The following is a 21,731-nucleotide window of genomic DNA, read 5'->3' as shown; positions in this document are numbered from 1 at the left end:
ATGATTGCCAGAACTCCGCTTGATGCAATGACCGCAGCAACAATCCCCGGTCTTACAACAGATATTCCGACCGGAACGGACATTGAGCAGGAACAGCTACGCCTTTTGCGGAACCTTATCGATTATACCCAAAAAAACAGCCCCTACTACCGGGATAAATTGAAGGATATTGAGCCTGAATTTATAAAAAACAGGCAGGATATACAAAAACTCCCTTTTACAACTAAAGGCGACATAAGAATGCACAACAGTGAAATGCTGTGTGTTTCAAATGACGATATTGCCAGAATTGTAACCATAAAAAGTTCCGGGACCACAGGAAAACCAAAAAGGCTGTATTTTACGGAAGAGGATATCCGACTCACATTCAACTTTTTCAGCGGTGGAATGATGACCATGGTTGATCCGGGAGATAAAGTTGTTATCCTGCTTCCGGGAGATACCCCCGACAGTACCGGAGACATTCTCAAAAAAGCGTTGGAAGCAAAAAATGTCAGTGCCAAAACTTTTGGTCTGGCTCCTGATCCCTACGCTACAATTAAAATTTTGGAAGAAGAAAAACCCCAATGTATCGTCGGCTTCCCTGTTCAACTCTTTGCAGCCTCAAGGGTCGATACTGAAAAAAAAATCCCGGCAGAAAATATAAAATCACTGTTGTTGTGCTCCGACTATATTCCGGACGTTATTGTTAATGAACTTGAATCCGCATGGAATTGCGAAAATTTTATCCATTACGGAACTGTTGAGACAGGGCTTGGTGGAGGTGTGGAATGCTCAGCCCACTGCGGCACACACCTGCGGGAAACCGACCTGCTTTTTGAAATTGTTAATCCGCTGACTGGTGAACCCCTTCCCTACGGTACGGAAGGTGAAATAGCCGTGACCACCCTGACGAGAAAAGGTATGCCCCTGATCAGGTACAGAACCGGAGATATCGCAGCCATGTATAATGAGACCTGCCCCTGCGGAAGCAGCCTGCGCCGGCTTAGTAAGGTCAGCGGCCGTTTTGAAAACAAATTGAAACTTGAGTCAGGTTCCCAACTTTCATTAAGCATGCTTGACGAAAGCATATTTAAAATTCCCGGTGTTGTTGATTTTGATATTGAAATTTCTGACACTGACGGCAGTGAATCAATAAAAATAGAAGCAAGCACTGTTCGAGGATTTGAAAACAGCTGTGCTCCCAAAATTCACGAAAACCTTGCCGACTTAAATATTTTCGGATCAACAGAAATTAAAATAAATTGCAAACCAGCTGGCTGTGTCAATCCGGCCAAAAGAATCATAAAAGATAATAGACAAGGATCAAAAAAATGAAAGAACTGTCTGAAAAAATTTGTGAATTTCTGGAAGAAGGCGAAGATCTGGCTCTGGCCACAATTTGCGAACAATCCGGCTCGACTCCAAGGTCTGCCGGAGCAAGAATGCTCATTAAAGCTGACGGCAGTTTTTTCGGAACTATAGGCGGCGGACTTGTTGAAGCACTTGTTCAAAAAGAAGCTGCAAACGTTTTTAAAAGCTGTCAGTCAATCAAAAAAGCTTTTGATCTCAGCAACAAAGACGCAGCCGTCTCTGATATGATCTGCGGTGGTAACCTTGAAGTAATCATAGAATACATTCCTGCCTGCCCCAAAAATCTGGAAGCTTTCAGGCTCATACGCGATTCCCTCATTGAGGGACGCAGAGTGATGCTGTTTTCAGGAACATCCAGCGGAAACAACTTTCACTTTGCCGTTGCCGGTGCAGAGGTCCGCGGAGAAGTCCCCGGCAGTGATCCTGCTCCGTACATGGATATTAAAAACATTCCAGTCGGGATTCCCAGAGTTATAGAAAAAGATGGAACGCAATTTATGGTTGAGGCTTTTGCTCCTTCCGGATGTCTGTTTCTTCTAGGCGCAGGGCATGTTTCACGCTGTACTTCACAGGCGGCCTCCAAGGTTGGATTCCACCTGACAGTTATTGATGACCGCGAAGAATTTGCAAACCGGGAAAGATTTGAAGAAGCGGACCGCATCATAGTTCCTGACAACTTTGAAAACTGCCTTAAAGATTACGTTATTGACAGGGACAGCTACCTTGTTATCGTAACCAGAGGACATGTCCACGACAGAGATGTGTTAAAACAGGCTCTTGAAACAGATGCCGGTTATATCGGTATGATAGGCAGTCACAAAAAGCGTGATGCCATCTACAAAAATCTTCTTGAAAACGGCACACCGCAATCAGCAATTGATCGGGTCCACAGTCCCATCGGAATTGAGATAGGAGCCGAAACACCTGAAGAAATAGCTGTAAGCATTGTTGCCGAACTAATAGCCCACAGGGCAGAATCGAGGAAAAATGCTTCCTGACATTTCCGCAATTATATTGTCGGCCGGATACTCTTCCCGCATGGGAAAAGCAAAGGCCCTGCTGCAACTTGGTGATCAAAGTGTTCTCGAAAGAGTTGCCGAAAATTTTAAAATTAACGGCATTGAAGCGGTAACAGTTGTTACCGGGCATCACCGGGAAGGCGTGGAAGAAGAATCTTCCAAACACGGATTAAAAACTGTCTTCAACCCTGATTACGATCAGGGCATGTTTTCCTCGGTCAAAACCGGAGTAGCCGCCCTGCCTGAAAAATGTTCTGCATTTTTCATAACTCCTGTCGACCACGCTCTATTCCGCAGAGGGACAGTAAAACTCGTTCTCAAAGCTTTTGAAAATAATGAATATGATATAATTTTTCCATGCTTCAAAGGTAAACCGGGACATCCGCCACTAATATCAAGTGCAATAATCCCTAGAATTCTGGCACATGACGGCAATGGTGGATTACGGAAAGTTCTTGAAGATTATGCCGCTGAATTCCCGGATAAAATTCTCAACCTTGAAGTACCGGACAAGCATATTCTTTTTGATATGGATACCCCTGATCTTTATGCAGAAGCCCTCCGGGTACTGCCTAAAATCGATATTCCTGATAAAGACGAGTGCGAGATTATACTTAACGATGTCTGCAAGGTGCCTGAAAAAGGTCTGGCCCATGCCAGACAGGTTGGCAAAGTGGCCATGCGCATCGGCCATGAGCTAAAATGGCACCGGGATCACGGGCCTGATCTTTCAATGATTTATGCCGGAGCCATACTACACGATCTTGCCAAAGGCAGCCCGAAGCACGAGCAGGAAGGCGGAAGAATCCTGAGTGAACTGGGATTTGACAGAATAGCAGATATAGTTGCCGCACATAGAGATGTTTATCTGAAAGACGGCAGAAGCGTAGCTGAAAAAGAAATAGTCTATATTGCTGATAAGCTTGTGCGGGGAAGCCAGTTTGTCAGTGTGGTCTACCGTTTTGAAGATAAAATGAAAATTTTCAAAGACGATGCTGAAGCTGTTTCCGCAATAAAACGCAGACTCGGCAATGCCCTGAGAGTTAAAGAATCTATTGAACACGAAACAGGAAAAATTCTGGAAGACCTGAGCCTTGAAGACGGGATATAAGATGAATGAAAACAAAAGTCTGATACTACTGATGCGCCATGGTCAGATACCACAGTTTTCACCGCGCCGTTACATAGGAAAACAGGACTTTCCGCTTGATGAAACGGGTCTGGATCAGGCCCGTAAGACCGGGCGTTATCTTGCTGAATTAAATATAGACCGGGTTTTCTGTTCAAATTTATTGCGCACCCGCCAGACCGCGGAACTGGCCAGACCGGACTTCAAAAATAAAATCACCCAGATTGATGGGCTACAGGAAATTGATCTAGGTCTCTGGGAAGGTCTGACCAAACAGCAGGTCATGGCCGACTATCCGTCAGAATATGAAGAAAGGGGTCTAAATATGAGAAGCTACAGAACCCCTGAAGGTGAAAGCTTTGCTGACGTGCAGCAACGCGCTTTTAATGCCTTCCATAAAATTGCGGAAATAGGTGGAACATCTCTGGTTGTAGCTCATGGAGGCGTCAACCGCACAATTCTGTGCCATCTGCTTGGCATGGATTTAAATAACCTTTTCAAAATAGACCAGCAATACTGCGGTATAAATCTGATTTCAAAGACATCTAAAGGTTATACAGTCCACTCAGTTAACTGGCGCGCTCCGGAACTGGCTTTTACTTCTGATTAAATTCTATAAATCTGAGATAATCTAAACTAATACCCGATATTTTTTATTACATTCACCCGCGTTGAATATTAATAACTATATTTATAACGCCAAAAATATCTTCATAGATTTTATTACTATCAAAAACCATGACACCAGCCTCTATTTTATAAGAAAAAATAGACTCTCCAGAATGCATATTTTTCTAAATACGATCTAAACCTGCCTGCCCTTACATTTATGCAGTTCTACAAATTTTATTTACTACTTATTTTATTTCCCCTACATTTTTAATAAAAGTCTCCATATAGTTACATCAGGGGCTGAAAAGTCAGCAATTAACCTGATTGTAACAAAAGTGTTTCACTTCTGGAAACTCATACTGCTAGAAACCTTGATTCGCTATATTTTAAACGCGAACAGGGTGTTGTTTCAAACACTCTACCCCAGCAGGAGGACACCATGAGCAGGGAAGCCAAAATAGAGAAATACGTTAAACCGGAAGAAGTACCCGTTTTTTTACGCAGCCTTGCTGACGCCATTGAAAATGGAGCCGAAGGAGAAAACGCATACCTCTCAGTAATTGAAGGGTTTCAGCGTCTTAAGATGAGCATAAAAAATGAATTTGGTCAGACCAGCATAAGAGTCAAAGCAAAGCCTCCCAAGCTAAAAGAACAACCTGATGAGCTACCAGCTGAAACTGATGAAAATAGTGTCCTTGAAGGAAAACCTGCATATAAGAAACTTAAAAAAAGAATGAAGTCGGCCTTCAAACTTATTTTTAAAACAATACATGAAGGCAATCTTCCCCCGGACGAAGCTGTGAAGCAGTTTATTGAAGATTCGCGCCTCATGGTCACTTATGAAGGCTACGGTGATGAGTACTACGAAGAATATTCCAATGCTGTGGATAACTTTGAAAAAATATATCAATCGGAAGACCTTGAAAAAATGCATGAAGCCTGCGACGCTCTGAACAATATCAAAGCTCATTGCCATGCAAAATATGACTGAAATTTTAAGCCGGTAACCGTAGAAAATAACCCGCTTGAAATTTGTCCCGCCATAAAAACCTTTTCAGACCGCTTTCAAAAAAGGTATTCTGAAAGGCAGACAGATAAATCAGACCGGTTTTATTCAAGGGCTTCCTACTCTGCCGGCCATTCAAGAAGCCGCAAAATAATAAAAATGGACTTTAGAAAAGCTATGAACAGTAATCAGGAAATTATTTGCGCCAATCAGGATGATCTCACCATAGATCCTGAAATATCAGATAGTGAAAAGCAGATTTTCATGGATGTAACCTCGACGGAACTTGCAGACTGGCAGGTTGAACAGGTTATTGTGCCTGGAAAAACCTATCCCAGACACGAAAGAATCCTTGCAACTCACTGGCATCCGGAATTCGTTCCCATGGACCTTATCGGTAAAAGGGTTGATGCCATGTTTCCCAATAAACAGGATGAGCTGCTTATACCTACCCAGCATAATGAAATCCTCAGCTGGGGACCATATTCAGGAGTGGAAGTTGACTGCTATGCCAGCGGATTCAATCAGAAAGTCCAGTTGCTGCTCCATTTTGAAAATGCCAGAGTGGAAAATGCCCATGTTCTGAAATCCATGTTATCGCACACTTTTAAGTATCGCTCCTCGCAGCTTTTCGAATTCATTAATGCCATAATTTCTCCTAACGATACCATAATCGGTCAAGCGGCAAGACAATCCGGTGCTGACGAGGTTCTTGTTGATTTCGTGAGAGCCTATGTCACTAAAATTCAATCCATGCTTGATGAATCATGGAATACGATTAATCGCTCTGCAATCAAAAACAAATTATTGAAAAATTATTTTGATGCCTTGCGCCCTGTTTACGGGGATACACTGATAAACCGTGCTCAAGCTTACCTGAAGGCGGTAAAAAAACTTGTTAAAGTTAATTTTTCTCTCAAATATTTTTACCGTGCAACCGAAGTAATCGAAGAAACAAGGGCTCTTGGCGGATGCGTGATAATACCTCATCCTGAAGAATTCTGGCCTATTCTTCTTGCCGGTTATGACGTTGACGGCATTGAAGTCTGGAACCCGCAATCCCAGAGATATACTGAATTTTTAATTTCTGTTGTGGATCAGCAGAACGCAAACCGTAATCCCAAAGACCGGAAACTTCTCATAATGATGGGCGACGACTGCCACATGAGTGAAAAGACAAAGCCTTTAGCAACACAGGATAAAGTTAAAGCTGCAAGGGAAATAGGTCTTCAGCCTGCGTGGGATGATTTAAGCATCCGTAAAAAACTGGTGCTGGCAGGCATAGATCGTCAGGGAGTTATGGATGAATACCGGGAGCGTCTGGCTGGATAACATCTTAAATTCACAAAATTAGGATAGTGATTAAACGCCCGCACCGTTTTTTCATGCAAACTTAATATGTTTGATACATTTCATATTTTAAATACGGCTATGTTTTTTGAAATGGTCAATCCTGAAAAGCAAGAGATTCAAATTTTCAGGCAAGCAGAGGAGCTCACCAAGAATGGCAACAGAAGAAAAATTTAATTTTGACTCTCTACAGGATTCTCAATCCATAGGTAGATTTCTGGAGTCACTGATTGAAGGTTTTCACAAGGGGAAAATAAGCCTGTCCACGGATGGAGAGGAAATAGACCTCATTCCATGCGGACTGCTGAATTTCACAGTCAAGGCTAAAAAGAAAGATGATTCCAGCAAATTATCTATAAAAATAAGCTGGAAAGAAACAAATCAGAACGGGAAAAGTACTGATCAAACCATAAGCATAAGTTAGGCGAAATGATTACATTTGAGGGATTGGACGAGAATTTTAAATTTATCATTCTTGAGGTCAGCAACCAGCTTTCGGCAACTAGAAACTTTGTTCAGTCGCCGTCACGCTCATTGTTCCGCAAAATAACATCTCGGGATGACTACATAGACAACCTGAAAACAATCATTGAAAACAAATGTTATTCAAGAATCAACTCCGATCCTAATCTTGAAGGACATTATCTCAATAAGATTAGAGCCATACAGGTGATGTGCGTCAACCTTGAGCGCATCGCGGATTACTGTGTAAACATAGTAAACCAGATGGCTTATCTTGATGATAAAAATTTTATTAAACGTTTTGAGTGTCCTGAAGCCTTTGACATCATAGAAGAATCCATCTCACAGATTGAAACCGGATTCAAAAGTCAGGACATGGCGACAGCCCTTGCCATCTGTAAATCTGAAAACCGTCTGGACTCCCTGTACAAAGACAACTTCAACCGGATGATGGCTGAGATGGGCAGTGGTAAAAATATACCCAACCTCATAACAGCACTTTTTATATTCCGGTATCTGGAACGTATAGGAGACTCACTGCTCAACGTGGGTGAAGCCATCATCTTTTCCATTCTCGGAGAACGCATTAAAATTGAGCAGTTTGACTCATTGCAGCAGACTCTGACCAAATCAGGATTTGACGGTTCTTTTTCCGATATAGACTTTCAGGGTATTTGGGGCTCCCGCTCCGGCTGCCGCATCGGCAGGGTTGAAGCAAAAGACAAAGAGTCAACCCCTCCGGTTGCTCAGGGAAGTATCTATAAAGAAGGCAATCTCGATAAGATTCGCAAGGAAAAAGAAAATCTTGAACACTGGGACAAAATGTTTCCCGGTATCGTGCCGGAAGTATTCGGTTTTCACGAAGATAAAAAAGAGCACAAAGGTGCTATGCTGGTTGAATTTCTGCCCGGCTGCACCATAGATACAATGATCCTCACTTCTGATGACAGGGATCTGGAAAACGCTATCTTTATTCTGGAACAGAATCTGCGCCATATATGGACCGAGACTTTAAAATCAGGCCCGTTCCAGACCAACTACATGCAGCAGCTCAAATCAAGGCTTCAGGGAGTTTTTCAGGTTCATCCTGAATTCGACCGCAAGAATAGACGGCTTGGAGATGAAGATATCCAGTCCACAGAAGATCTTATTAACGAGTGTATGGCTGCTGAGAGCTCAGTCCCTGCGCCTTTCACTGTTTTTATTCACGGCGACTTCAACTGCAACAATGTAGTCTACAGCCATGATAATGAACGCATAAGATTCATTGATCTGCATCGCTCAAGAGATTTCGACTATATACAGGATGCTTCTGTTTTTCTTGTTTCAGGGTTCCGCATGCCTGTATTTGAAAAAAACATCCGCGAAAAAATTAACAACACCATTGCAAGGTTCTTCAATTTTATCGGAGAATTCGCAAAAGAAACCAATGACAGAACGTGGAAAGCGAGAATGGCCTTTGCCCTCGCCCGCTCTTTCTATACCTCTGCCCGTTTTGAAATGAACTACGGATTTGCCAAAGAAATGGTTAACCGTTCTATTTTCATTATGGAGATGATCAACAGGTACAGTGGCAACTGGGAAGATTTTAAATTTCAGGAAGACATACTGTATTACTAGGAAGAATTATGAAAATAGGTGTAATCGGAATTAAAGGAGCATGGTCTTCGGAAACTCTTGCCGAAACCGTGGCCCAAAAAACTGGCTCGGAAAAAATGCTTTTCGAGATGGAAAACGTGCGGCTCGATCTGCCATCCGGCAGAGCTTATGCTGACGGAGTCGACCTTTCTTCTCTCGATGGCCTCATCATCAAAAAAATCGGTAAAAAATATTCTCCTGATCTTCTGGACCGGCTTGAAATGTTACGCATGGTGGAAGGACGGGGAACTAAGATTTTCTCATCCCCGCTAAGCATACTCAGGGTTCTGGATAGACTGACCTGTACCATAACTCTGCAACTTGGCGATATTCCCATGCCGCCGACAACAATCACTGAGGACGTTGATCACGCTCTAAAAGCAGTTGAGGAATATGGTGAGGCTGTTTTCAAGCCGCTCTATACCTCTAAAGCACGAGGAATGTTTGTTCTTAAATATGGTCCGGATGCCAGAAAAGCCATTGAAGAATATAAAGAAAAATACCGCATAATGTACATTCAGAAAACTATAGATCTGAAAGACAGTGATCTGGGCATAGCTTTTCTGGGCGGGGAATATGTAACCACTTATGCCAGATGCAAAACCAATGGTGCATGGAATACTACAACTGTTAACGGCGGCAAATATGCCCCGTTCGATCCACCGGAAGAAATAATTGAAATGGCCCGCAAGGCGCAATCACTTTTCAATCTGGATTTCACCTGCGTGGATGTGGCTCTTACAGATGAAGGACCATTCGTATTCGAAGTCTCGGCTTTCGGAGGATTTCGTGGTCTTCGCGATGCTCGCGGTATAGATGCCGCTGCTAAATATGTTGACTACGCAATGCAAAGGATCAAGGCATAAAAATGAAAAGAAAAGATATTATAAATAATTACCGTGAAAAATATCCAGCTCACTTCGGATTAAATATTGATTTTGACGGCTGCGTAATTGAAGTACAGGTAAATACCAGAGAATTGCAGGAAGAGCTGGCTGATTATTTCAAAGAATTCATTACAGTCAAAAAAGCTGACATTCTTATCACGGCCCATGAATGTCCACCGCAGGACCTCGGCATTGAATATACCGTCAAACAGCCTGATCCGGGAAAAACAAAAATAAAAGAAGAATTTTTTGACCTTGAAGACGGCCGAATTGTCTACAAAAGACTGACAGGAATGATTTTTGTTTTCGGTAATGGTGAAAACGCAGCCATAGGTCCATGTCTGGAAAATTCCAATCAGGTTATCAACTTCATTAACAACCGCTTTATTGAATACATGCTTAATAAAGGATGTTTTCTAGGCCATGCCGCCGGAGTTGAACTTGACGGCAGAGGAATTGCCCTTGCCGGTTTTTCAGGAATGGGAAAATCAACACTGGCTCTGCACCTCATGAGCCTTGGAACAAATTTCATCAGCAATGACAGAGTGATGGTTGATAAAGCTGATAAAGGGCTGACATTTTACGGAGTGGCCAAGCAGCCGCGCATAAATCCGGGAACAGCTCTCAACAACCCTGATCTGCATTGTGTGCTGAAAGACAGTGAAAGGGAAAAATTTCTGACTCTGCCCCCTGATGAACTCTGGAATCTGGAACATAAATATGACGCACTTATTGACCAGTGTTACGGTGAAAATAAATTTCACCTGAGTGCTCCCATGAACGGTCTTGTCATTCTGAACTGGAACAGAGAGGAAAAAACAACCGTAATAAACATAGTGAATCCAGCTGACCGTCAGGATCTGTTACCGGCATTTATGAAATCGACAGGACTTTTTTATCTTCCTGACAGTGACGAAAAACAAAATGACCCGGATATTGCGGCTTATACTGAGCTTCTTTCTGAAACAACCATTATTGAAATATGTGGCGGTGTTGATTTTGAACTGGCTGCAAATGCCTGCCTTGATTTTTTAAAAACCGGAGATCTCAACGGATAAAAATTCCGAGCAGTTGAAAATTTAGATTTAATCAGGATTCGGCAGCAATTTAAAAGGCGTAGTTATGAAAATCAAAATTGAAAAACAGGCAACAGTGCCGGACCCGATAAAACTGGAAAGATACCGCCGAACTCCTGATCTGGGACCGGGAATACTCTTTTTCAGCGGAGGAACAGCATTAAGAGATGTATCTGAAGAGCTTACCCAATATACCTACAATTCAATCCATATAATAACCCCGTTTGACTCTGGCGGAAGTTCGGCCACAATCCGTAAACAGTTCAGCATGCTTGCAGTTGGCGACATTCGTAACAGACTGATGGCTCTTGCCGATAAAAGTATTCTTGGTAATCCTGAAATATTCGAACTCTTCGCCTATCGTCTTCCCAAAGACATGAATAAAGAAGAACTGCGGGCCGAGCTGGAACTTCTAGCCTCAGGAAGGCACAGACTGACCTGTACCATAACGGCTCCCATGCGCAAAATTATCCGCAATCATTTTCTCGAATTCATATCCATAATGGGAGATTTTGATCTGCGCGGAGCAAGCATTGGCAATATAATACTGACGGCAGGCTACCTCACAAACAGAAGGCATCTGGACCCGGTTATATATATTTTTTCAAAACTGGTCGAAGTGCGGGGAATAGTTCGCCCGACGATTAATAAGGATATGCATCTTGCCGCAGAGCTTGAAGACGGCAATATTATTGTCGGCCAGCACCTGCTGACAGGTAAAGAAACCGGCCCCATTAAATCGCCTATTAAAAAAATGTGGCTGGCAAAAACCCTTAGTGATCCGAAACCATGCATGGTTGAAATACGCAATAAACTTAAAGAACTTATAAAAAGTGCTGAAATAATCTGCTACCCTCTTGGCAGTTTCTATTCCAGTGTCATAGCAAACCTGCTGCCCAAAGGCGTAGGAACAGCGGTCAGCCAGAATGGATGCCCCAAAATTTATATCCCCAACACCGGCAATGATCCGGAACTGAAAGGACTGTCGCTGAAAAATCAGATAACAAGACTTTTGTATTACCTGAAAAAAGATAATCCTGAAAAAATAAGAGCCAAAGATGTTCTTAACTTCGTTCTTCTGGATTCTGAGAATGGAATTTATCCCGGAGGGGTGAACAAAGAGGAAATTGAAATTGACGGAATCAGAGTAATAGACTGTAGGTTGATCACTAAGGACAGCTCTCCTTATATTGATTCAACACTGCTGGCTCACGCTCTGCTTTCCCTGACCTGATATAACCGGTAAAAGTCTCATGCAAGGAGTTAAAATGAGCAAAGGAAACAAACTGGAATTCAAGCAGACTCTTGAATTTAAAGAAGCGGTTTCATATCTGGAAGCTCTTCTTGAAAGCTTCAAATCTGGTACAATTGTTGTTCAGAAAGGCGCTGAGGCTATAACCCTTACCCCTTCTGAAACTATCGAAATTGAGATAAAAGCCCGCGATAAAAAAGACAAAGGCAAATTCTCAATGGAAATTTCCTGGAAAGAGCCGGAAGTTCAAAGCGATCAGCTGATTATAAGTTCTACTGAAAATATGGATTGTAAAGACCATTTTCAGGAAGAAAACAACGCTTCTGACGATTAGAAGATATCCTGGCTACAACTTTCAATCCCAACTCAAAATCATGGAAACCCGTTACCCGGATTTCCATGATTTTATTATTTAATTTCTTTTGTTAAGCCCGAAAAAAGGAGCTGTACCGGTGATCCTGAAGAGCGGCTTCACTATAAATGAGCTGATATAATAATTTTCATTCCATGCGGTATCATGTCAGATAGAATTGAAAATAATAACAAATTGCGAGGATTAACCTGATCTTCTGCAATTTTCTATAAAAACAAACCGCAATTATACTTTCAGTGCCGTCACTATCTCCAGAATAATCTTTTACCGGGCTTGCACAGCTTCAGGAAAAAGCTAACATGATGGAAATAATTAAAAACAGCACGGAAACCATAAAAAAGGAACATAATTAAATCCATGATCCCAGTTAAAATTGATTCAGAGCTGTGCAGGCATGACAACCTGTGCGTAAATGAATGTCCGCTCAACGTATTAGAAATAAAAGATGAAAATGGAGTTCCATCCGTTTCAGGCCCTAAAGGCCGCTTCTGTATTAACTGCGGACATTGTGTCGCCATCTGTCCGGCCAATGCGATATCACTGACAGCATTTGATGACAGCAAGGGTATACCTTTCAAAAGAAAAGAGCTGATTTCAGCCGCTGAAGCTGAACTATTTCTCAAGACCAGAAGATCAGTGCGCAAATTCAAACAGGAAGCCATTGATCAGGATAAAATTTCAGAACTTATAAACATATGTTCTTACGCTCCCTCAGGTCATAATGCCCGCCCTGTTTCATGGTCGGTATTAAATTCCAAAGCAGAAATGGAAAAGCTGACAGCAATGGTTATCGACTGGATGGAAGAGACTCTGGAGTCGGATAAAGCTCTGGCCCGTAAACTTTTTCTCAAAGGTATCGTTCGCTCATGCAAAGCAGGTAATGACATTATCTGTCGCAATGCTCCGGCGATAGCTGTAGCCTGGTCACCACTGGCCGGCATTACGCCTGCAAGTGATGCAATAATATCAGCCAGTCATCTGGAACTTGCGGCCCATGCCGAAAACATCGGGGCATGCTGGGCCGGATATGTAACTTTTGCCGCACAGCACAGTCAGCCGATTTGTGACTTCCTTGGGGTTGAAGCAGACAACATGGTCCATGCATCACTGCTTATGGGAAAACCTGCCGTCAAATACTTCAACATTCCTCCAAGACCTGTCCTTGAACCAGAACAGAAAGGTTCAGCTTTAGTTTTCAAAATATAATAACAGCCTTAAAAATTCAGCTGCGAATCAAATCTAAAAATTATTCACAGCTTTTGTGTGCAAAATCCCCCCGCTCTGTATTCAGGCCGGGGGGATTTTTACCATAATTCGTCAGGCTTTTTACCGGGAAGGAAAGCTTTGGCCAGAAATTCAAAGCGAAAAATAATCCACGGCCTTTGCAGCACGGCATCAGGCAATAAATGATACCAGCGATACCCGAGCTTATAATAAAATTCACTGGCTTTGAGCTTGTGTCCGGTCTGTTTTGCAGCCAGCATTGCAGCGTCTCGCTGACATCTTGATGCGGCAACAGTATTAAAAACCCTGTGGTGAAATCCGCGTTGTCGCAAAATTTTTCTTATTCTTCTGTATTCTCGATATCTGGCAATGATATCTGCCACCGAAAAACATGCTCCACACAATAGTCCCAAAAGTACCGCCCCTGTAAAAGTCAGAGTTATATGACGCTCTGCAAGGTATAATTCAATTGAATACAGCAACATGCAGAAAGCGCAAACGAGGCAGAACACTAGCACAATATGCGGCAGGGGGGACGATCTGAAGCAGTCCGAATAAAAAGTGACGATTCCTTTAATCATAGAGAGTCTTCTAACTATTTGAATTGACAAACAACAATTAATATATCAACAAAAATAAAATATATTTTAACTTACTAAATCGAATCTAATAATATACTATTATAATCAAAATGAATATAATTATACCACTTTATAAACTTCGCTAAACCAGAAGCAGAAGGATCTCAGGCAGACATATCCATGTCATTAAGAAAAAAAACTTTTATAATTCTTGCCGTTTCTTTTTTACTGTTCGTTGCAATGGTAACGCTGTCATCTCATTACGTCTTCATTAATAAATTTAAAACCATAGAAAAAAAAGTAGCGTTAAAAAACATTATCCGGGCAAGAGCTGTACTTGATTCAAAGCTGGACTCATTCTCCCAAAAAATTCTTGATCTTGCGGCATGGGACGATACCTATGCTTTTGTTTTAGATGACAATCCTGATTATATAAAATCAAATCTTGGAATTGAAACTTTCAAAAATCAAAATATTTCATGCATTATAATTGCCGATAAAAACGGCAAGGTTATCTGGTCCGGACAATATGACGGCAAATCCGCAAAGCTTGTTCATGCCGACAGCGAAATACTTAAAAACTTACAGTACTACCTGCTCCAGATTAATAAAAATAAAGGGCTAACCGGAACGGAATTAAGCTGGGCTTCCGGTCAGCTATACGTAATAAATTACCATCGAATCACTGACAGTCAGCGCATGAAAGATTCCAGAGGAATCTTTGTCATGGCCAGAGCGATAGATGACCAGTTTACTGAACAACTGCTGTTTGATCCCGATATAAGCCTTGATCTCATTAAAATACCTCAGATAATCAGAGCAAACCCTGAAAAGAAAAAAATTATTCAAGATCTCATCCAAAAACCTGATTTCCCCCGCTCTGCCCTGTTGAAAATCAACTCAGACGAAATAGCAGGATATTCTTTTCTTCCAGATGCCACCCGGAAAGGTGGAGTACTCCTACGCACCAGAAACAAACTCAATATCCTTCATAACGGCAAGAAAGCCATAGAACTTAACGAGATATTATTAATATTTTTCGGCATGGCAGCAGTTCTAGCCGTCATGTTTGTTTTCGAAAAATTATTTTTGCGCAGGATTTCTGTTCTCACGCGACTTATAAGCCAACTGGGAAAATCAAGGAACGAAGATAAAAGTATCATCAAAAAAATTAAAATGGATCAGCATGATGAAATATCTGCTCTTTCATCCTCGATTATAACAGCTGCCAGCGCTCTTCATGAGAACAGAGCCTTTTTGAACACAGTAATTAACTCTATCGAATCAGGTATAATGCTGATTGATCCTGAAGAGCGTAACATACTGCTTTTAAACAATAAAGCTATTGAGATTACAGGATACCAAATAGGGGACAGCCTTGATGCCACTTGCGGCTCAGAAATTGATTTAACTGAAAAAGTCTCCCAGCTCTGCTCGTTCAAAGGAGTAAATGACGAATCGATAGCAACAATGAACAGTCTTTCAAAGGTGACTCAGGATGGGAAGGAACTTATTCTGGTAACCATAACAGATATTTCAGACCTTCTTGAAACCCAGAAATCACTGAAACTGTCTGAAAGGACTTATAAAACGATATTCAGAAATACAGGCACAGCCTGTTTAATGATTGATGAAAACGAACTAATTATTCTGGCCAACCGTGAATTTGCGACAATGTCCGGTTTAAGCCGGAAAAAAATTGAAGGCAAAATGAAATGGTCCAGATTTTTCCACCCCGAAGATGTCGAAAGAATGAAAGTCTACCATCATCTTCGCCGCAAGGAAGAATCACTCGCTCCCAGAAGCTATGAAGCCAGACTCATAGATGGTGAACAACGCATCAGATATATTCAGATGACTGTGGGGATGATGCCTGACGGAACTAACAGCATTGCATCACTACTCGATATAACAACTCAGAAGGAAGCTTCACGCAAACTTAGTTATCAGACTTTTCACGATAGTCTGACCAGCCTCCCCAACCGCTTCCTGCTTATGGACAGAATGGAACAATCCATCAAAGCCGCCCAGCGCGAAAAGAAAATGATCGGAGTTTTTATGATAGACCTCGATCACTTTAAAAATATCAATGACAGCATGGGCCATACCCATGGAGATATTATCCTGAGGCAGGTCAGCCAGAGACTTTCCACAACCTTGAGAAAAAGGGATACACTGGCCCGTTTCGGCGGGGATGAATTTATAATTCTGATTGAAGATGCCAGCCATGAATCCGCCTTTGCCAACGTAGCTTCCAAGCTTCTTGAAACGCTGGCCATACCTTTTACCATTGAAAAAAAAGAAATTTATGTTCAGGCAAGCATTGGTATTTCCATTTTTCCGACCGATGGAACTGATCCGGAAACGCTGATCAAAAATGCCGATCTGGCAATGTACAGATCAAAAGAATCCGGCAGGAACAAGTACAGTCTTTATACTAAAGAGCTGGATATAATTACCAGACAGAAAGTAAAAATAGAACAGGAACTCAGGGCGGCTATTTCAAATCAGGATATCGATGTTTATTATCAGCCGATAATAGACATGAGCACCGGGAAGATAACTAAACTTGAAGCCCTTGCCAGATGGCGTGATTCAAGTGGTAAAATGCGTTCTCCAAATGACTTTATACCGGTCGCCGAAGAAAGCAATCTCATCATCCAGCTTGACCGCATTGTCGCAGTGAAATCGTGCCTTGCAGTAAAACAGCTCAATACTGAAATTGATGAGCCCATAAGTCTTTCAATCAATCTTTCAACTAAACATTTTGAAAACAGCAAACTTCCTGACATGCTGATCAGCATACTTGAAGACATTGAGTTCGATCAGGAACTTCTGACCGTAGAAATAACTGAAACCTGCATAATGGAAAATATTCATACCGCCGCACCTATGCTTGGCAAGATTCAACAGGCCGGTATTAATATTTCACTTGATGATTTCGGTACCGGATATTCTTCTCTGCAATATCTGCAAAAACTGCCTATCAATTACTTAAAAATAGACAGAAGTTTCATAGATGAAATTTCTGAAGAAAACCTCACCAGTAAAAAACTTGTAAAATCTATAATCTCACTGGCTGAGGGAATGTCGCTCAAAGTCATTGCTGAAGGAGTGGAAACAAAAGATCAGCTCCATTTTCTGGCGGAAAATAACTGTGACTTCGCGCAGGGATTTTATATAAGCAGGCCGGTGCCGGAAAAAGAAATCAGAAGTTTACTGAGTGTTAATTTTCTTGATTCCTGATGCAGGTTTTTCTGATGATATCTATCAGGTCTGCGGCGTCCACAGGTTTTGTTAAAGCTCCGTTCATTCCCGCATCATGGCAGCTCTGCAAGGTACTTTCCTGAGCATCACCAGTGAGGGCGATAATTTTTATATCACCATCCTGATGCCGAATCTCGCCGGCAGCAGTAATTCCATCCAGATTCGGCATCTGAACATCCATAAAAATCAAATTAAATTCATTTTTAAGATATGAATTGATCGCTTCACGACCATCCTCGGCAAACTGGATATCTTTAATTCCTAATCTGGATAAAATCTTTTTGAGAACAATCCTGTTCATTTTACAGTCATCAGCAATTAAAACTCTAAGACTTTTGAGTTCATCTTCCAGAACCATGGAGTCCTCATTATGCTGCACGGCTTCAAGCGCTTCCTGCTTTGATCTGTAGACTGAAAACGGAAGTTCCACATGAAAAGTAGCCCCGCCGAGACTGTTGTTCGAAGCTGAAATATGCCCTTTCATCAATTCCACAAGTTTGCTGCATATAGCTAGACCGAGCCCTGTACCGCCGAAATCTTTATAAATCTCGCCTGAACCCTGCACAAAAGGATCGAATAGTTTTTTAATCATTTCATCCGGCAATCCGATACCGTCGTCAATAATCTCAAAATCCAGTTCAACTTTTTCATTGGAATTTTTAACTTCACTTGAAACAACTTTAAAAACAACGCTTCCGCCGGATGAAAATTTTACCGCATTACTCAAGAGATTAATCATTATCTGGCGGAGCCTGATACCATCTGCAATGATATATTCCGGTAGATTCTCGGTCTGAAGATTCAGTGAAACATTTTCTTTTGCCGCCGGGATAGAGATCAGGTCAACAATTTCATTTAAAAATAATTTGAGATCAAGAGGTTCGGTCTGGAGGCTCAAAAAGCCGGAGTCCACTTTGGAAAGATCAAGGATGTCATTAACAAGCTCCAGCAGACTTCCTGCTGAACTTTTTATGAGTCTGAGATTATCACGATGCCCTTCTTCAATGTCTCCCGAAAGCATTAATTGAGATAAACCGATAATAGCATTCATCGGGGTTCTGAATTCGTGACTCATATTTGCCAGAAAACGCCCCTTTATCTCATTGGCCTGCTGAGCCTCATCCCGCGCCTGCTGCAATTCATTTTCAAACTTTTTAGATTCAGTAACATCTTCAACAAAAGATAAAATTTTAAAAATCTTTTCTTCATTTTCAAAAACAAAAGAACATTGAACCTCAAAAGTTTTAATTATTCCTGATTTGGAGTCGTAGAGAACCTCACCTTTAAAAAACTTCTCTCCGGCAACAACAGCTAGAAGAAATCTCTTAAAAAAATCAAGTGTCAGTCTATCAACAAATCTTTTAATACCGTTTTCACAAAATTCAGCTTTTGTCTGTGAAAGAAATACATCAACCGTGGTCTGATTAACATCAAGTACGCGCAGTTCGGCAATAAGCTCTGAAACAACTTCAGGCTGTTCATCGAAAAAAGATTCCAGAGCAGCTCCATGTTCAAGCTTTAACCGCTCCAGCATAATTTTTAATGCGGACCCTTCAAGCTCCCACAGTGAGACCGGGGCATTATGAAATAAGGAGCGGAATCTTCTTTCGCTGTCAGCAAGCTTGAGCTCATAAATTTTATGCAGATGAATATCGTTTACAAAGCCTTCAATATACACCGAAGATTCTGAATTTATTGCTGCAAGCCGTAAATCGCATTTTATCCATTTAAACGACCCGTCATAATTTTTAACCCGCAGTTCTATTCCTTTGAGCCTTCTGCGGGCTCTGAGCATGGCAACTATGCCCTCCCACTCCACTCTGTCTTCAAAAAGCTGCTCGGCGATGTCATCCACGGCTTCAATAATATGCGTTGAATCACGATACCCGAATATTTCAGCCAGAGCATTGTTGGCTGAAACATACTTTCCGTTTGAATCAATCTGAAAAATTCCAACAGAGGCATTATCAAAGAGGTCTCTATAACGAATTTCAGCCCTGACTCTCATGCTTTCCGCAAGCTCTCTATCCAGAACTTCACGTTCCAGTTCTTTGCGCTGCTTTTCAAGATCAGCTTCACGCCTGCGGCCAGCCTCCATTTTAATTTTAAGCAGTCTCCCCGAATAAACATTTTTAAGAAGATAAAAACTGCTCAAGAGAATTGCACCAAGCATCACCAGAGAATAATAAAATGAATTTACGGAATTAAGGCCCTCCAGCAAAATCTTGGCGGGTATAATACTGATAAATTTCATAGGAGTATTCTGGACAGGGATAGAACAGGCCGTATACAACTCTGCATCCGCACCATTATTCAGATATAACTTTTGCAACCCGTTAACATTTTTCAGACTGCCGGCATATTTTTTAAGATCACCATCTGAGGCTGTAAAATTTTTGGATAAAGGTATGATTTCATCTTCCAGCAGCAGAAAATCAATTCCACTCACATCATTATCAACTATCCTCTTTATACTGCCTGAAAAAGCACTGGAAGATATCCACCCTGAAACAGTCCCTAAGTAACCGTTTTCACCGATAACAGGAACACTTAAAACTAGTGAAGCGGCCCCGTTAATCCTCTCGATACTAAAATTATTTTTGGGCAGGAACTTACTACTTTTTTCCAGACCATCACCAGCAATCTGCCCATCATAAATATCAGTAACCGGCTTACCGTTTCTATCACTGACAATAATTCTATGAAAACCAGTGTCCCTGTTGATGAGAAGCTTTATACTTTTGCGAATTCTACTGTCAGGAGGAATATCTCCTGCTTCTATTTTAATTTCACGGGTTGCCAAAAATTCGCGCAGGCTCGTACCGGCGGCAATTCTTTCTAAATCAGCTTCCAGTTCGGAAAAACATGATCCGGCCGCCAAAGCCCTTCTGGCGACCTCCTCTTTGTATAGCCTCCGGACAGACTCCCTTGCAGCTTCATGAGAACTGTAGCCACTCCAGACAATATAGACCAGAAAGCAGCCCACAATCAGCAGGAAAGCTGAAAGAAAGGTCATTCTCCACATATTGCCATCAGGCTCTATATCTGTGTGCATTTTAGTTCCCCGACAAAAGACAGATGTACGGCTTTATATTGCTTGTTCCTTGGCTCAAATTAAAAAACTATCAGAGTTAATAATCAATAATTATGTACCATAAACTCATTATTTTTTCATAAGTTAAAAATTAATTCTTTTTTTAAAAACTAATTCTTGACATTGAATATCATTCTCAAGTAGCTTCCATTTCAAGCTGAACAAAAAGTATTCAGAAAATCAGTAACCCAAGGAGGACAAAATGTGCGCGGCTCTTATTGGTGGAATGGACAGGTTGAAGAGGGATTATATAAATTCGGCAAAAGAACATGGTGTAAAACTCAAAGTTTTCACAGGGAAGGAAAACAAAATTTCAAACCAGCTGGGAAGTGCGGACCATGTTATAATTTTCACAAACCAGCTTTCCCATGCAGCAAGACGGGATGTGATCAAATACACAAAATCCAAAAATATTCCCCTGCACATGCATCATTCATGTGGTGTTTCCACTTTAAAGGACGTTCTTGGAAATCTGTAAAATCTACCTTCGTAAGATTCTGATTGCCGGAACACCTTTGATTCCGGCAATCAGAAAATATTTAGCTTTGGCCGGATAATTTCTTCAAAAGAGCAAGGTTGCGTAAGTCATCTTCAAGTCCGTTTCCGCTCTTACCTTTAGGAGTTTCCAGTATTTTAGGCACACCAGAAAATCTTTCATCTCTCATTATCAGTCTGAAAGCGTTTTCACCAATTTCTCCGGAACCGATATGTGTATGCCTGTCTTTATGGGAACCTAGAGGATTTAATGAATCATTGAGATGAAAAAACTTAATTCTTTCAAGACCTATCAAAGAATCAATGTGTTCAAACAGTTTCCGATAAGTTTCCTCTGTCCGAAAATCATAACCAGCTGCAAAAACATGACAAGTGTCAAAGCAGATTCCAAGACGTTCAGGACAGGATGATTTTTCTATGATCGCAGCAAGCTCTTCAAAGCTGCTGCCAAGGTTGGTCCCCTGCCCCGCAGTTGTTTCCAGAAGCACGGTAACATCTGAGAATTCAGATTCTCTTATAGCCTGATCAAGAGTTTCAACATAGGTTTTAATCCCTTCTTCGCTGCCACGACCAAGATGTGATCCGGGATGGGTAACAAGATACTCAATTCCCAAAGCACCTGTTCTACTAATTTCAGCAGAAAAAGATTTTGCCGATTTCAATCGCTTCTCATCATCAGGGGAAGCCATGTTGATTAAATAAGAATCGTGGACAGCAACAGGGTAACCACCCCACTTTTTCCGAGCATCTCTGAAGGTACAAATTTCTTTTTCTTCAAGCGGCTTGATTTTCCATTGCCGCTGATTTCTTGAAAAAATCTGTAAAGCCGTACCGTCAATCTTTTCTATACTTTCAACAGCCTTTTCAAGACCGCCGGCAATAGACATATGAGCACCTAAAAACATTAAACACC

General features: G+C 41.6%; 18 protein-coding genes. 15 read left to right on the top strand and 3 right to left on the bottom strand.

The window, feature by feature from the left end; all coding sequences use genetic code 11:
- The 13 genes from G496_RS0100605 to G496_RS0100545 all read left to right on the top strand — a co-directional run bounded on the left by G496_RS0100605 (position 1) and on the right by G496_RS0100545 (position 13,363).
- Complete coding sequence (locus G496_RS0100605) at positions 1-1,317, top strand: DVU_1553 family AMP-dependent CoA ligase (protein WP_051294736.1); 1,317 nt, start codon at positions 1-3, stop codon at positions 1,315-1,317.
- Positions 1,314-2,351: an XdhC family aldehyde oxidoreductase maturation factor gene (locus G496_RS0100600; protein WP_027177560.1), complete on the top strand. Its 1,038-nt coding sequence runs from the start codon at positions 1,314-1,316 to the stop codon at positions 2,349-2,351. The genes G496_RS0100605 and G496_RS0100600 overlap by 4 nt, the downstream gene beginning before the upstream one ends.
- Entirely contained in the window at positions 2,341-3,483 is a 1,143-nt protein-coding gene (locus G496_RS18390; RefSeq protein ID WP_034631883.1) for a DVU_1551 family NTP transferase, read from the top strand. Before G496_RS0100600 ends, G496_RS18390 begins: the two co-directional genes overlap by 11 nt.
- Before the next feature lies 1 nt (position 3,484).
- Complete coding sequence (locus G496_RS0100590) at positions 3,485-4,111, top strand: histidine phosphatase family protein (protein WP_027177559.1); 627 nt, start codon at positions 3,485-3,487, stop codon at positions 4,109-4,111.
- A 441-nt stretch (positions 4,112-4,552) separates the two neighbouring features.
- Positions 4,553-5,104, top strand: coding sequence for a GAK system XXXCH domain-containing protein (locus tag G496_RS0100585; RefSeq protein ID WP_027177558.1), 552 nt, complete (start codon positions 4,553-4,555; stop codon positions 5,102-5,104).
- Positions 5,105-5,296: 192 nt separating this feature from the next.
- Positions 5,297-6,451, top strand: coding sequence for a hypothetical protein (locus tag G496_RS0100580; protein WP_051294747.1), 1,155 nt, complete (start codon positions 5,297-5,299; stop codon positions 6,449-6,451).
- A 172-nt stretch (positions 6,452-6,623) separates the two neighbouring features.
- Positions 6,624-6,893: an amphi-Trp domain-containing protein gene (locus G496_RS0100575; protein ID WP_027177556.1), complete on the top strand. Its 270-nt coding sequence runs from the start codon at positions 6,624-6,626 to the stop codon at positions 6,891-6,893.
- Positions 6,894-6,898: 5 nt separating this feature from the next.
- Positions 6,899-8,551, top strand: coding sequence for a PhoU domain-containing protein (locus G496_RS0100570; RefSeq protein WP_027177555.1), 1,653 nt, complete (start codon positions 6,899-6,901; stop codon positions 8,549-8,551).
- 8 nt (positions 8,552-8,559) lie between these two features.
- Positions 8,560-9,435 carry a GAK system ATP-grasp enzyme gene (locus tag G496_RS0100565; protein WP_027177554.1) on the top strand — a complete coding sequence of 292 codons (876 nt, stop codon included), beginning with the start codon at positions 8,560-8,562 and terminating at the stop codon, positions 9,433-9,435.
- 2 nt (positions 9,436-9,437) lie between these two features.
- The gene (locus G496_RS0100560) at positions 9,438-10,514 is read left to right on the top strand and encodes an HprK-related kinase B (protein WP_027177553.1); all 1,077 of its coding nucleotides are present in this window, start codon (positions 9,438-9,440) and stop codon (positions 10,512-10,514) included.
- Positions 10,515-10,578: 64 nt separating this feature from the next.
- Positions 10,579-11,766 carry a GAK system CofD-like protein gene (locus tag G496_RS0100555; protein WP_027177552.1) on the top strand — a complete coding sequence of 396 codons (1,188 nt, stop codon included), beginning with the start codon at positions 10,579-10,581 and terminating at the stop codon, positions 11,764-11,766.
- Positions 11,767-11,800: 34 nt separating this feature from the next.
- Positions 11,801-12,118: an amphi-Trp domain-containing protein gene (locus G496_RS18385; protein WP_051294735.1), complete on the top strand. Its 318-nt coding sequence runs from the start codon at positions 11,801-11,803 to the stop codon at positions 12,116-12,118.
- A gap of 396 nt (positions 12,119-12,514) precedes the next feature.
- Entirely contained in the window at positions 12,515-13,363 is an 849-nt protein-coding gene (locus G496_RS0100545) for a nitroreductase family protein (protein ID WP_027177551.1), read from the top strand.
- 98 nt (positions 13,364-13,461) lie between these two features.
- Here G496_RS0100545 and G496_RS21025 read toward each other — a convergent pair whose 3' ends face one another.
- The gene (locus G496_RS21025; protein ID WP_027177550.1) at positions 13,462-13,962 is read right to left on the bottom strand and encodes a hypothetical protein; all 501 of its coding nucleotides are present in this window, start codon (positions 13,960-13,962) and stop codon (positions 13,462-13,464) included.
- Between the two features lie 180 nt (positions 13,963-14,142).
- Between G496_RS21025 and G496_RS20295 the strand changes: the two genes are divergently transcribed.
- Complete coding sequence (locus G496_RS20295) at positions 14,143-17,208, top strand: EAL domain-containing protein (protein ID WP_051294733.1); 3,066 nt, start codon at positions 14,143-14,145, stop codon at positions 17,206-17,208.
- Here the strand turns inward: G496_RS20295 and G496_RS0100530 are convergent.
- On the bottom strand, positions 17,189-20,284 hold the full coding sequence (locus tag G496_RS0100530) for a response regulator (RefSeq protein ID WP_027177549.1): 3,096 nt from the start codon (positions 20,282-20,284) through the stop codon (positions 17,189-17,191). The two genes, G496_RS20295 and G496_RS0100530, sit on opposite strands and share 20 nt — an antisense overlap.
- Positions 20,285-20,525: 241 nt before the next feature.
- Here G496_RS0100530 and G496_RS0100525 point away from each other — a divergent pair, with 241 nt between their 5' ends.
- On the top strand, positions 20,526-20,801 hold the full coding sequence (locus G496_RS0100525) for a DUF2325 domain-containing protein (RefSeq protein WP_027177548.1): 276 nt from the start codon (positions 20,526-20,528) through the stop codon (positions 20,799-20,801).
- 61 nt (positions 20,802-20,862) lie between these two features.
- Here G496_RS0100525 and G496_RS0100520 read toward each other — a convergent pair whose 3' ends face one another.
- Positions 20,863-21,723, bottom strand: a complete 861-nt coding sequence (locus G496_RS0100520; RefSeq protein ID WP_027177547.1) for a deoxyribonuclease IV — start codon at positions 21,721-21,723, stop codon at positions 20,863-20,865.
- Between the last annotated feature and the right edge of the window lie 8 nt (positions 21,724-21,731).

This window comes from Maridesulfovibrio bastinii DSM 16055 (assembly GCF_000429985.1).
Classification (GTDB): Bacteria; Desulfobacterota; Desulfovibrionia; order Desulfovibrionales; family Desulfovibrionaceae; genus Maridesulfovibrio; species Maridesulfovibrio bastinii.
The sequence above is the reverse complement of the archived record's forward strand: the minus strand, read 5'-3'. Positions and strand labels throughout refer to the sequence as shown.